Origin of the sequence: Arthrobacter sp. JZ12, assembly GCF_035189165.1 — a bacterium.
In the GTDB taxonomy this organism is placed as follows: domain Bacteria; phylum Actinomycetota; class Actinomycetes; order Actinomycetales; family Micrococcaceae; genus Arthrobacter_D.
Window position 1 is genome coordinate 1,944,080 of record NZ_CP045246.1, and the last position, 12,529, is coordinate 1,956,608.

Annotated in this window: 13 protein-coding genes and 2 tRNA genes; 5 read left to right on the forward strand and 10 right to left on the reverse strand. The window is 63.3% G+C overall.

What is annotated here, in order from left to right; translation table 11 throughout:
- Positions 1-11: 11 nt before the first annotated feature.
- From GC088_RS09025 to GC088_RS09050, 6 genes are all read right to left on the reverse strand, one after another.
- Positions 12-84, reverse strand: a tRNA-Glu gene (locus GC088_RS09025).
- Positions 85-233: 149 nt separating this feature from the next.
- A tRNA-Gln gene (locus tag GC088_RS09030) sits at positions 234-305 on the reverse strand.
- Positions 306-373: 68 nt separating this feature from the next.
- Positions 374-1,096 carry an HAD family hydrolase gene (locus GC088_RS09035; protein WP_323958678.1) on the reverse strand — a complete coding sequence of 241 codons (723 nt, stop codon included), beginning with the start codon at positions 1,094-1,096 and terminating at the stop codon, positions 374-376.
- Positions 1,089-2,585: a glutamate--tRNA ligase gene (gene gltX / locus GC088_RS09040; RefSeq protein ID WP_323958679.1), complete on the reverse strand. Its 1,497-nt coding sequence runs from the start codon at positions 2,583-2,585 to the stop codon at positions 1,089-1,091. The genes GC088_RS09035 and gltX overlap by 8 nt, the downstream gene beginning before the upstream one ends.
- Before the next feature lie 62 nt (positions 2,586-2,647).
- On the reverse strand, positions 2,648-3,421 hold the full coding sequence (locus GC088_RS09045; RefSeq protein WP_323958680.1) for a fumarylacetoacetate hydrolase family protein: 774 nt from the start codon (positions 3,419-3,421) through the stop codon (positions 2,648-2,650).
- Positions 3,422-3,515: 94 nt separating this feature from the next.
- Positions 3,516-3,662, reverse strand: coding sequence for a hypothetical protein (locus tag GC088_RS09050; protein ID WP_323958681.1), 147 nt, complete (start codon positions 3,660-3,662; stop codon positions 3,516-3,518).
- A 205-nt stretch (positions 3,663-3,867) separates the two neighbouring features.
- On the opposite strand from GC088_RS09050, the gene GC088_RS09055 reads away from it, so the two are divergent.
- Positions 3,868-4,896 carry a hypothetical protein gene (locus tag GC088_RS09055; protein WP_323958682.1) on the forward strand — a complete coding sequence of 343 codons (1,029 nt, stop codon included), beginning with the start codon at positions 3,868-3,870 and terminating at the stop codon, positions 4,894-4,896.
- Between the two features lie 103 nt (positions 4,897-4,999).
- Here the strand turns inward: GC088_RS09055 and GC088_RS09060 are convergent, their stop codons facing one another.
- Positions 5,000-5,161 carry a hypothetical protein gene (locus GC088_RS09060; protein ID WP_323958683.1) on the reverse strand — a complete coding sequence of 54 codons (162 nt, stop codon included), beginning with the start codon at positions 5,159-5,161 and terminating at the stop codon, positions 5,000-5,002.
- Positions 5,158-5,391, reverse strand: a complete 234-nt coding sequence (locus GC088_RS09065) for a hypothetical protein (protein WP_323958684.1) — start codon at positions 5,389-5,391, stop codon at positions 5,158-5,160. Before GC088_RS09065 ends, GC088_RS09060 begins: the two co-directional genes overlap by 4 nt.
- Positions 5,392-5,402: 11 nt before the next feature.
- Here GC088_RS09065 and GC088_RS09070 point away from each other — a divergent pair, with 11 nt between their 5' ends.
- Together GC088_RS09070 and GC088_RS09075 are read left to right on the forward strand one after the other, a co-directional pair.
- On the forward strand, positions 5,403-6,446 hold the full coding sequence (locus GC088_RS09070; RefSeq protein WP_323958685.1) for a hypothetical protein: 1,044 nt from the start codon (positions 5,403-5,405) through the stop codon (positions 6,444-6,446).
- A gap of 3 nt (positions 6,447-6,449) precedes the next feature.
- The gene (locus GC088_RS09075) at positions 6,450-8,051 is read left to right on the forward strand and encodes a putative bifunctional diguanylate cyclase/phosphodiesterase (protein WP_323958686.1); all 1,602 of its coding nucleotides are present in this window, start codon (positions 6,450-6,452) and stop codon (positions 8,049-8,051) included.
- A 64-nt stretch (positions 8,052-8,115) separates the two neighbouring features.
- Here GC088_RS09075 and GC088_RS09080 read toward each other — a convergent pair whose 3' ends face one another.
- Both GC088_RS09080 and GC088_RS09085 read right to left on the reverse strand, forming a co-directional pair.
- The gene (locus tag GC088_RS09080) at positions 8,116-9,222 is read right to left on the reverse strand and encodes a branched-chain amino acid aminotransferase (RefSeq protein ID WP_323958687.1); all 1,107 of its coding nucleotides are present in this window, start codon (positions 9,220-9,222) and stop codon (positions 8,116-8,118) included.
- Positions 9,223-9,324: 102 nt separating this feature from the next.
- A complete protein-coding gene (locus GC088_RS09085) occupies positions 9,325-10,380 on the reverse strand; it encodes a 3-isopropylmalate dehydrogenase (RefSeq protein WP_323958688.1) in 1,056 nt (351 codons plus the stop codon).
- Between the two features lie 117 nt (positions 10,381-10,497).
- Between GC088_RS09085 and GC088_RS09090 the strand changes: the two genes are divergently transcribed.
- Positions 10,498-11,697: a sensor histidine kinase gene (locus GC088_RS09090; protein WP_323958689.1), complete on the forward strand. Its 1,200-nt coding sequence runs from the start codon at positions 10,498-10,500 to the stop codon at positions 11,695-11,697.
- Positions 11,698-12,390 (forward strand): response regulator, encoded by a 693-nt coding sequence (locus tag GC088_RS09095; RefSeq protein WP_323958690.1) that lies wholly within the window; start codon positions 11,698-11,700, stop codon positions 12,388-12,390.
- Positions 12,391-12,529 lie beyond the last annotated feature (139 nt).

Sequence of the window (12,529 nt, forward strand, 5' to 3'; positions counted from 1 at the left end):
CGGAACCGTTGTGACCCCAGCGGGATTCGAACCCGCGTTACCGCCGTGAGAGGGCGGCGTACTAGGCCGCTATACGATGGGGCCAGTACTTTTGCTCCTGATCGGCGTTCCCTTCCGGGTTTCCGTTCAAACGAGCTAGATGATTCTTACACATCCGTTGCTGTTGACCAAATTGAGCCGGATCGCGATGCCGGAGCGGCAAATCTGCTCAAATCTGTGCCAATTACTCAGCGCTGGGGTACCAGGACTCGAACCTAGAATGTTGGTACCAGAAACCAATGTGTTGCCAATTACACCATACCCCAATGGCACTTTCCGGCGGCTTTTCCTGTGCTTCGCAGCAGGTCAACCCCGTCCGCGCCGAGATACGACTTTACCGGATCTCCTGCACTATCTGCAAAACGTCCGTCAGAGCAGTGATCCGGCGCCCTGAAAATGCCGGATTTTCTGCCCTGCTCCGGTCGAGCCAGACGCCGATCAGTCCAGCTGCCTCCGCGCCTTCCGCATCCACAACGGCGTTGTCGCCAACATAGAGGGTGCGCGCGGGATCCGTGCCCAGCCGGCGCGCCCCCTCAAGGAAAATCGCAGGGTCGGGTTTGGCGACGCCTACGGCATCTATACCCACAAGGGCAGCCACACGCTGCAGGCCGGCACGGTCCAGTTTTGCCCTCTGGTAATCGTGCACGTTGTTGCTCACCGCACCGTATGGAATGCCCTGCCGGTCCAGCTCGTCCAGAACCGGCACGACGTCGTCGTACGGTTTGAAGTGAAGCGGCAGCACAGCCTCGTAGGCGTTGTTCCAACGCACCGCCGCCTCCCCCTCAAGCGGTTCAGCAACGAAGGCGGCCTGGGCGTGCCGGGCGCGGTGGATCCGCTGCTCAGTGAAGGTCAGCTTCCCGGCGAGGTACTGGTCGTAGTAGCCGTGCGGATCCCCGGTGTAGAGCCTTTTGTACTCGGCCCACTCCGCCTCGCTCAGGTGCGCCAGCGTTTCTGCGCCAAGATGGTGCAGTGTTCGCCCCATGGCAGTTTCCAGGTCCACCAGGGTGTCGTCGATGTCGAAGAGCACCCCATCAACCTGCCCTGAACGCTCAGCCATGAAGCGCCCGGATCCGCGCGAGTGAGGAGTCCTTCCCGAGGATAACCATCGACTCAAACAGGGGCGGCGAGATCTTCCGTCCTGAGACGGCGGTGCGCACCGGCCCGAATGCCACCCGGGGCTTGATTCCCAGTTCCTCCACCAGGGCCGTACGGAGGGCAGCCTGGATATTGTCGGCAGTCCACTCCTGAACCGGCTCAAGTGCCGCAAGCGCCGCTGCCAGAACCTCAACATAGTTCGCCGGCAGCGACTTCCGGGCATCCTCGGCAATCTCGATCTCGTTGTCCCCAAGGAACAGGAATCCGAGCATCTCCGGCGCTTCTCCGAGCAGTGTGATGCGCTCCTGGATGAGCGGAGCTGCCTCCGTGAGGATCGTAAGCTCCCGGGGGCTGATGGTGGAACCGATGAGGCCAGCCGACTGCAGGTACGGCACAAGCCGCATCCGGAAGTCTTCGCGGTCGAGAAGCCGGACGTGGGAGCCGTTGATCGCTTCCGCCTTCTTGACGTCGAACCGTGCCGGGTTGGCGAGCACATCGTGGACGTCGAACTTCTCCACCAGCTCATCCACCGTGAAGATGTCCTCATCCGCGGAAAGTGACCAGCCGAGAAGCGAGAGGTAGTTGAGCAGGCCTTCACGGATGAAGCCGCGCTCGCGGTGCAGGAACAGGTTTGATTCAGGATCCCGCTTCGAGAGCTTCTTGTTGCCCTGGCCCATCACGTAGGGAAGGTGCCCGAAGAGCGGCATATAACGGGCCACTCCGATGTCGATCAGTGCGCGGTACAGGGCGATCTGCCGCGGGGTGGAGGAGAGCAGGTCCTCGCCGCGCAGCACGTGGGTGATCCCCATCAGCGCGTCATCGACGGGATTCACCAGCGTGTACAACGGCGCACCGTTGGCACGGACAACTGCGAAGTCCGGGACGCTTCCCGCCGCGAAGGTAATTTCCCCGCGCACCAGGTCGGTGAAGGTGATGTCCTCGTCCGGCATGCGAAGCCGGAGAACGGGCTGGCGGCCTTCCGCGCGGTAGCTGTCCTTCTGGTCCTCCGAGAGTTCGCGGTCGAAGTTGTCGTACCCGAGTTTCAGGTCCCGACCGGCCGCGCGGTGGCGTTCTTCAACTTCCTCCGGAGTCGAGTACGACTCATATAGGTGCCCTGCAGCGACCAACCGGTCGATGACGTGGCGATAGATCTCAGACCGCTGGGACTGGCGGTACGGGCCGTGGGGCCCTCCAACCTCCACACCCTCGTCCCAGTCGATGCCGAGCCACTTGAGCGCGTCCAGCAGCTGCTCGTAACTTTCCTCGCTGTCGCGTGCGGCGTCGGTGTCCTCGATTCGAAACACCATGGTGCCCTTAGTGTGCCGGGCGTATGCCCAGTTGAAGAGAGCAGTCCGGATCAGGCCGACATGCGGCACACCCGTAGGCGAGGGGCAGAAACGGACTCGGACGGGAGTTTCGGACGTGACAGTGGGGAGATCAGCAGTAGTCATGATGGTCCCAAGTCTACTGTCCGGGCGCGGCGCCTATCCCGGAAACGACGACGGCGGCCGGGCTAGCGGCGCGCAGGGTTGGAAAGCCGGCCGATGCCCTCGATCTCGACCTCGTACCGCTGCCCTTCGCTGATGAGACCCACGCCGGACGGCGTTCCGGTGAGGATGACGTCTCCGGGCAGGAGCGTGAAAGCCTGGGATACGTAGGAGACAAGTTCCCGCACTCCCCAGATCATCTGGCTTGTGGAGCCGTCCTGCTTCAGCTCGCCGTCGAGCCGGCCGCGTACGGCCAGGTCTTCGGTATCAAGCTCGGTCTCGATCCAGGGCCCGATCGGGCACGAGGTGTCAAAGCCCTTCGCCCTTGCCCACTGGTTGTCGGTCTTCTGGACGTCGCGGGCGGTGAGGTCATTGGCGCAGGTGTACCCGAAGATGACGTCGTCCACGCGCTCAAGGGGCACGTCCTTGCAGATGCGGCCGATGACTACCGCAAGTTCGGATTCGTACGAGATCTCCTCGGAGAAGGAGGGAAGGACAACCGGGTCCCCCGGACCGACCACCGAGGTGTTCGGCTTGAGGAACATGAGAGGAGCCGGCGGGACCTCGTTCCCGAGTTCCTTGGCGTGCTCCGCATAGTTGCGGCCGATGCCGATTACCTTGCTGCGCGGAATCACCGGCGCAAGGAGGCGGACATCCTCCAACTTGTGCCGTGCGCCCGTCGGCTGCACTCCTCCATAGAAAGGATCACCGCTGATGACAGCTACTTCCTCGCTGCCCTCGGGCCCCTCCACCAGGCCGAAGGTCGGATCATCATTGAGCACAAATCGGGCGATACGCATGGACCTAGGCTAGTACAGACACGGGCCGAAAACGCGAGAGACCGCTCGGAGGGCAATCGCCGACTCCGAGCGGTCTCAGGCAAATCAAAGGCTGTCAGTGCGGCCAGTCATCGATGAGAGTGCCGTAAGTAACCACCGGCGCCTTCGTGTAGCCGGCCGGTGCATCCTTGGCTACGGCCGCGGTACCACCTGCCAGTGCCATTGCCGCGGTCAGTACCAGAACTGCGGAGAATCTTTTCATGTCGGTTCCTTTACAGGGTCGGAGACTAGCCGTTTTTGACACCAGCTTTTTTCAGTATACGAACGGAGTGTGATATGCGACACCCCGCGCATAATCTTTCCATCGTTGCCCCCTGTTTGATAAGCACCCTTTGCGATTAAAGTGAGGTATCCGCTGAACACGGCAGGATTCCCTGCGTCGGCGGCACATTAAGCGAGGGGGAAGCGTGGCGGCTCAGCGGTCGGGTGATCTGGTCATGTATGAACTTCGCGCGCGCGAGGCCTGGACCCAGCGCGATTATTCCGTCGCGCGCGCCATGGCAGCCTCTGCCTTGGAGCTTGCGGCGCAGGCGGAGGACCACCACGCGCACTGGAACATGACGTTCCTGCAGGCCGAATGCCTGCGCGAGGAAGGAACGCTCGATATGGCACTCGAGGCAGCTCAATCCCTCTGCGAGGATCCTCTTACCCGGGAGTCCAAGGCGCTCAAGGCGCGCGTTAACACCCTGCTCGCCGTTTGCCTGCAGGGGCTGGGCCATCTTGAACGCGCGGTGGAAGCTGCCTCCATCGCAGTGGAGAGTGCGGCGACCGTCGAGAGCGCTCCCGAACTCCAGATCGAGGCGCACCATGCCCTAATCGCATCGCTTGCCGAGAGCGACCGACTGGACGATGCCTGGAGTGCCTGCCTGGATCTATCGACACTGATCACGGCGGCAATCCACGCCCAAACGGCCGGCAAGGCGTATTGGGTGATCGGAAACGTCGCCTTCATGCGCCACCAGGTGACCGACGGCACCCGCTTCCACCGCCTTGCTGCGGATCACCTCTCCCCCAACAACGACCTCGACCTGTGGGCACGGTTCAACCGCGCTTCGGCATCGAGGCGACTGGCTGCGGGTGTGGTTGATGCGGAAACGCTTGAATGCATTGAACGCGCGGAGGTGGCCAGCTCCATCGTGGGCGGGACCGAACGGGACCACCTCCAGCTCTCCCTCACCCGGGCGCACTGGCTATTTCTCACCGGTCAGCTGAATGCCGCCGTCGAGCGGTTGCGGCCCATCTGCGCAGAAGGCACGGTACTTTCGCGGCAGACAGAAGGTGAAGCCAACCTCCTACTCGCCCAGGCGCTCACGGCTCGCGGGGAGGAATTGGAGGCGCTGGCGCACCTGGAAACAAGCGAGCAATGCTTCAACGACGCCGGCGCGCACGATCGGGCTGCTCATGTGCGGGAGATCGTGGCGGGGATGAGGAGCTGAGACCTCTATCCAGGAACGCCCAGAATGAGAACGGACTGTTGGATCGGTGTGATCCAACAGTCCGTTCTCATTCTGACCATTTCCTGGCCAGATAAGGCGCAGACTAGACAGACGTGGAGATGCTGCCCGGCCAGTTGCCAACCTTCGCCGTCGTGGTGGTGGGGGTGGTGCTACCGGGCCAGTTGCCGACCTTTGCCTGAGCAGCCGTGCCACCCCCAACCAGTAGCAATGCAGTCAGCAACAGTGTTGCGGAGACCTTCTTCATTCTTTTTCCTTGTCCGTTGACGAATGGAACAGGCGAAATTGCCCACCCCACGATTGCACAGCCACTTCAGTATAGGGAGAACAAAGAACTTCTAACTGGCCTTTTTTCTCATCTTTTCCGCAGTTTTCAGCGCCGATAAGGCAAACCCACCGTAAACGCCGCTGATCCGCCCCTCTTGTGCGCAAGATGCTGACACAATGGGCGCTGGGGTCGAAACCTTCGATGATCATGGAACGAGGCAATGAGTCAGAAGCAACAGCCGGGAGAGCACGTGTTTCTGGAATTGCGTGCACGTGATGCCTGGAACCAAAGGGATTATCAACTCGCTCTGGAAACGGCAACAGAAGCTGCTCGGATTGCGAGGCACAACGCAGACGACAACGCCTGGTGGAACATGACCTTTCTGATGGCGGAGTGCCTGAAAAAGACCGGCGACTACGCAAGCGCGCAACACCTTGCAGAATCGCTGAAGGTCGACGCGCTAACCTCGCGGTATTCGGATCTGGCGGCCCGGGTATCCATATTTCTTGCCGGTGTTATGCAAGGACAAGGAGATCTGTCAGGGGCGGCGACGGAAGCAAGGTGCGCAGTTACCAGTGGCGCGTCTGCCACAGGGTCTCCAGAGCTGCGCATTACCGCGCAGCATGCGCTCATCGCTGCCCTTGCCGAGAGCGACCGAATAGACGACGCCTGGGAAGCGTGCCTTGAGTTGGCTGAAATAATCACGCCCGCGGTTGCCCCCCAAATCGCTGGCGAGGCGTACTGGGCCATAGGCAACGTGGCATACCTGCGTCGGGACACCGTGGCGGGAACCGACTATCACCGACGGGCGGCCGGCAGTCTCTCCCCTTCCAATGACCTGGATCTCTGGGCGCACTTCAACCGTGCTTCGGCGGCGCTCCGGCTTGCCGCCGGAGTGGTGGAACCAGAGACTCTTGAATGCATTGAGCGGGCAGAGCTCGCCGCGTCCATTGTCGGCGGGAGCGAGCGGGACAAGCTTGAGCTGTCCCTGACGCGAGCGCACTGGCTCTTCCTCACCGGCCAGTATGATGCAGCAATCGAGCGGCTCAGGCCCATCTGCCGGTCCGCCACCAACATCGCCAGCCAGACCGCGGCCGAGGCTCATCAGCTGCTCGGCCAGTCGCTGACGCACTCCGGGGATCCGCTTGAAGGTTTGTTTCAACTTGAGCGAAGCCAGGAGCTGTTCCGCCAAGCCGGTGCATTGGATCGCGAAGCGCAGGTTGCGCGGCTCATCGATGACGTGCACCGATCGGTGGAGTCCTGATCCATGCCGGAACAGTCAGAGGAGACAGACCAGGCAGACGCCTCGCAGCCGATGGACCAACCCACGGCTGACCCCCGGCTGAGCCTGCTGGTTGATGGAATTGTCCGTCTCTCCCGGGGAGATCTCAGCAGCCGGATCGAGCCCTCCCCCGCGCGGGACGACGTCGATGCGGTGATTACCGGCGTGAACCTTCTCGCCGAGGAACTCGAGCTGGTATACCGCCAATTCGAACAGAGGGTGGCGGACCGCACGGCAATGCTCCACCAGGCTCATCTGGACATGAAGCAGATGGCCATGACGGATGCGCTCACGGGACTGTCCAACCGGGTGGAACTGGCGGAGCACATTGACGAACGCCTGAAGGCCCACCGGAAGGGCGCTCCTCCTCCTGCCCTGCTGCTGCTCGATCTGGACTCCTTCAAGAACATCAACGACCGATTCGGGCACGATGCCGGCGACGGCGTGCTCCGCGAAGTCGCCGACAGGCTGCGCAGGATAGTTCGGCCCACCGATACTGTGGCCCGCCTTGGCGGAGACGAGTTCGCGATCCTGGTTGCGGACGCCACCATGGAGATTGCGCTGGCCGTTGCAAATCGCGCACTCGAGGTACTGAGCAAGGATGTCAACGTCGAAGGATTCAACGTTCACCCGCGTGCCAGTATCGGGCTCCGCGTCGCTTCGAAGGACCATACGGCCGGGTCCCTGCTGAGTGAGGCCGACACCGCAATGTACGCGGCCAAGAACGAGGGCCGCAGCACCATCAAGGCCTTCGAACCGGTCATGCTGTACAGCAGGCAGCTCCGCACGATGATGGCGTCAGAGCTCAGAGATGCCATCGGGACCGAACAGCTCCGCGTGTTGTACCAGCCGGTGGTCAATCTACGGGACGGATCGATCAACTCCGCGGAGGTTCTGGTCCGCTGGGAGCATCCGACGCGCGGAACGATCTCCCCCGAACTCTTCATCCCGCTGGCCGAGGAGATCGGGGCAATATCCGATCTGGACCGCTGGGTTATGACCGCTGCCCTTCAGCAATATGTGGTTTGGCAGGCGGCGCAGCTGATCCCGGACGAGTTCCAGCTGCGGGTGAACATCTCCGCAATCGAACTGCGGCAGCTCGACATGGTCGATTTCGTGCGCGGACTGCTAAAGCGGACATCGTTGCCCGCGAAGGCGCTGGTCATCGAAATCACGGAATCTGCGTTTGTTGGCGGTGGAGAGGTTGAGACCTACACGCTGCTAAGCCTCAAACAGCTCGGGGTCTGCATCGAGATCGACGATTTCGGCACCGGCTATTCCTCCATCAGCTATCTGCGGCGACTGCCCGTGGACATGGTGAAGGTGGACCGCTCGATCCTTCGCGAACCGGCAACGGGAAGCTGGCAGCCCGAATTCGTGGCGGCGGTGTTCCACCTGATCAGCGCCGCCGGCCTCGGCGCCGTGTTCGAAGGAATAGAGACAGCGGAGCAGGCGGAGTTCCTTCGCTCACTGGGCAACATCAGCGGCCAGGGCTACTACTTCAGCAAGCCGCTCGCCGAACCGGACATCACCTCGCTGCTCAGATCCGGCAGCCGCCTTCCTCTCGCCTCCTCCACCGCAGACTGACGCAGAATGCCCGGACTTCCGAGTCGGGAGGTCCGGGCATTAGTCCTGCGGCAAAAGCGTGCGACTAAACGAGGCGGGTCATCCAGCCGTGCGGATCTTCCACCTTGCCGGTCTGAATCCCGAGTAGCTGTTCGCGCAGGGACATGGTGACCTCGCCGGCCGATGGATCGGCAGCCTTGATGACCTCTTCGCCGTCCTTGAGCTCGCCGATCGGCGTGATGACCGCAGCTGTACCGCAGGCAAAGACCTCGGTGATGTCCCCGCTGCCTACCCCATCCCGCCACTCATCCAGGGTGATGGTCCGCTCATCCACCTTCAGGCCCCGGTCCTGGGCCAGCTGGATGATTGATGAGCGGGTGATTCCCTCGAGGATGGTTCCACTCAGAGCCGGCGTCACCAGGCTCCCGTCCTTGAAGACAAAGAACACGTTCATGCCGCCGAGTTCCTCGACCGCGTTGTTGTTGAACTGGTCCAGGAACAGCACCTGCTTGCAGCCGTGAGCTTCAGCCTCAAGCTGCGCAGCCAGCGAACCGGCGTAATTTCCACCGCACTTCGCCGCACCGGTGCCGCCGCGTACGGCCCGTGCGTAGTTCCGGGAGACCCAGATGGAAACGGGGGCGAGTTCCCCGCCGAAATAGTTGGCAGCCGGTGATGCGATAACCCGGTAGGACACCTCACGGGCGGGGCGGACCCCGAGGAAAGCCTCCGTGGCGATCATGAAGGGACGCAGGTAGAGGCTTTCACCGTCACGGGTGGGAACCCAGTCGCGGTCGGCCGCGACGAGTTGCCGCAGCGACTCCACGAAGACACCGTCGGGCAGCTGCGGTAGCGCCAGCCGGGCGGCCGACCGGTTGAGCCGGTCAGCGTTGGCCTCGGGGCGGAAGGTCCAGATGGAGTCATCGGCATGGCGGTAGGCCTTCATGCCTTCGAAGATCTCCTGTCCGTAGTGCAGGACGGCGGACGCCGGATCCATGGCAATCGGACCGTATGCTTCCAGCCGGGCATTGCCCCAGCCGCCCCGACCGGATGCGTCGACCGAATAATCGACCACGACAGTGTGGTCGGTGAAGTGGTTTCCGAACCCGGGGTTCTCGAGGATGGCTTCCCGCTCCGCCTGAGACTTGGGATTGGCGGATGGATACTGGGCGAATTCCAGCTGAGTAGCTGTCATGGTTCCTCCACGGTTACCTGCCCGCCGTGCACGACGGCGGACGCAGTGTTCCTCTCGGATTGCACTGTCAGTTGTTGGTTCAGTTAATCGTTCCTAACCAGCTTAGGACACTGCTGCCGCGATCGCATCGCCGATCTCCGCAGTGGATCGTGCTGTGCCCGCCCGGGTGGCGACGTCGTTCTCCACTGCCCGCTCAATGTTCGCCGCCTGCTCGTCAAAGCCGAGGTGGTGCAGCAGAAGTGCTGCGGACAGGATGGCTGCCGTGGGGTCGGCTTTCTGCTGTCCTGCGATATCGGGAGCCGAGCCGTGCACCGGTTCGAACATGGAGGGCGCAGTGCGGTCCATGTTGATGTTGCCCGACGCCGCGAGGCCTATCCCGCCGGTCACCGCTGCGGCCAGGTCCGTGATGATGTCGCCGAACAGGTTGTCGGTCACAATGACGTCGAACCGGGACGGATCGGTGGCCAGGAAGATCATGGCGGCATCCACGTGCAGATAGTCGTGGGTGACCTCCGGGAACTCCTGGGCAACGGCCTCGACGGTGCGCCTCCACAGGTGGCCTGCGTGGACCAGGACGTTGTGCTTGTGGACCAGCGTGACGTGCCGGCGGGGCCTCTCGCTGGCACGGCGGAAGGCATCGCGAACCACGCGTTCGACGCCGTGGGCGGTGTTCACCGAGACTTCAGTGGCAATTTCGTGGGGCGTCCCCGTGCGCAGCGCGCCACCGTTGCCCACGTAGGGGCCTTCCGTTCCCTCGCGCACCACAACGAAGTCGATTTCACCGGGCTCGGCGAGGGGACTGGGGACTCCGGCATACAGCTTCGAGGGCCGGAGATTGACATAGTGATCCAGGGTGAAGCGCAGCTTCAGGAGCATCTCGCGCTCAATCAGGCCCGAAGGGATACGCGTATCTCCCGGAGCCGCACCGACGGCTCCGAACAGGATCGCATCATGGCCGCGCAACTGATCGAGGGTTTCCTCCGACAGCGTCTCCCCTGTGGCGAGCCAGTGCTCCGCACCGAGCTTGTACTCGGTCAGGGACAACTCGGCTTCGGTGGACGCGGTGGCACTGCGAAGAACCTTGACCGCCTCGGCAATGACCTCCGGACCGATGCCGTCGCCGGGAATCACTGCCACATTGATGCTGGATGAAGTCATGGCCTTAGCCTAGGCAACGATCCCGCATCCCGGACAAACCGGTCTCGATTGTTGAGACGCCCATCTCCACCCCTGGGACGATGTCGTGCCGGTGCACGCGACCTAGAGTTGAACCCTATGGATGCCCACCACCGGCTGGCCTACTGGCTACGGACGAATACCGGCAAGGTTGATTTCCTGGTTGCCGGAGCAGCCTTCACGATGCTTGCCCTGCCGCTGGTTCTGGTCGGATCACCGGCGCAGTTCTTCATCTCGACTGCCCTGGTGGTGCCGCTCGTCTGGAGGCGACGGCGGACTGTTGCTGCAGCAGCAGCAGTCGCCGCTGTCTCCCTTGCCCAGCTTGCCGTCAACCAGCCACCCGTCCCCGCCCAGCTGAGCGTCCTTGCGATGGTGTATGCCCTTGCCGCCTACGCTCCCCGCTGGGCGAGCCTCGGCGGCCTCGGAGTGGCCTGTTTCGGCATGGTTGCCGGCGTCGCCCAGTTTGGACTCAACCAGTACCAGACCGGGCTGGCCGCCCTTCCGCTGTATGCGCTCTACATCTTCTTTGCCCTCGCCGTGGTTCTGTTGTGCTGGACGTTCGGGGACCTGGCACGCCACCGCAGGCTGACGCTGCAGGCGCTTCACGACCGCACGCGGCGGCTCGAGATTGAGCGCCAGCAGGAACGGGACCTGGCGGCCGCAGATGAAAGGAATCACATCGCCCGTGAGATGCACGACGTCGTGGCACACTCCCTTTCGGTCATGATCGCGCAGGCCGACGGCGCCCGGTACGCGAGCGCTGCGGATCCGGCCGTGGCCACCGCAACGCTGGGAACGATCGCCGAGACCGGGCGGGGGTCCCTACGCGAGATGCGCCGGCTGCTCGGCGTCCTGAGGAACGACGACGGCGCCCCCACCCGTCCACTGCCTACCCTCGCGGACGTGCCCGCGCTGGTTGCAACCGTGGAACGGGCAGGCATCACGGCAACACTCCAAGAGGCCGGCACTGCGCGCCGCCGCCTGCCCACAGGAGCGGAACTGACCGCCTACCGGGTGATCCAGGAGGCACTCACCAATGTTCTCAAGCACGCCGGCCCACAGGCAGCGGCCTCGGTAATCCTTGCCTGGACTGTAAAGGGCCTTGAAATAACGGTCGACGACGACGGGCGCGGGGCGGCGTCCGATCCCCCCTCCCCGGAAGGGGGCCAGGGCATCCGCGGCATGGCCGAACGCCTGAAACTCTACGATGGGGTGCTGGAGACCGGCCCCCGCACCGGCGGCGGCTTCCGTGTCCGTGCCGTGATTCCGTACACCGAAATGTCCTACCCGGAGGCCTGAATGACCCTGCCGTCCACCGCCGAGGCCATCCGCGTTGCCCTGGTAGATGACCAGCAACTGGTCCGCAGCGGCTTCTCGATGCTGATCAACTCGCAACCCGACCTCGACGTCGTGTGCCAGGCGGGCACGGGAGGCGAAGCGGTGTCCGTGCTCTCCTCCACGGCCGCCGACGTCGTGCTCATGGATGTTCGCATGCCCGGCATGGACGGAATCGAAGCGACGCGGCGGATCCTTGAGCAGCGGGACAGCGCAGGTCCCCGGATCATCGTGTTGACCACGTTCGACCTTGACGAGTACGCGCTCGCCGCAATTCAGGCCGGCGCCAGCGGATTCCTGTTGAAGGACGCACCTCCCGAGGAACTGCTGGAAGCGATCCGTACGGTCCACCGGGGCGACGCAGTGATTGCCCCCTCCACCACGCGCAGGCTGCTGGACCACGTCGCGCCCCTGCTGCGCGCGCCGTCGGCTGCGAATGAGCGCGCCACGGCCGCGGTGGCCACCCTGACCGCCCGCGAGCGCGAGGTCTTCACGCTGATCGCCCAGGGCAGGTCGAATACGGAGATCGCGTCGGATCTTTTCCTGTCGGAGGCAACCGTGAAGACGCATGTCGGGCATATCCTCGCCAAGTTGGGTGCCCGGGACCGCGTTCAGGCGGTGGTGCTCGCCTACGAGGCCGGCGTCGTCCGGCCCTGACAACTGCCCAGCCCAAACCCCAACCCCAACCCCAACCCCCATCCCGGAACTCATCCCGCCACGGCGCCAGGCTCATCCCGGAGTAGGAGAAAGGACGCCGCAAGAACGTCCCTGCGTCCGATCCGGTGAAGTGTCCACG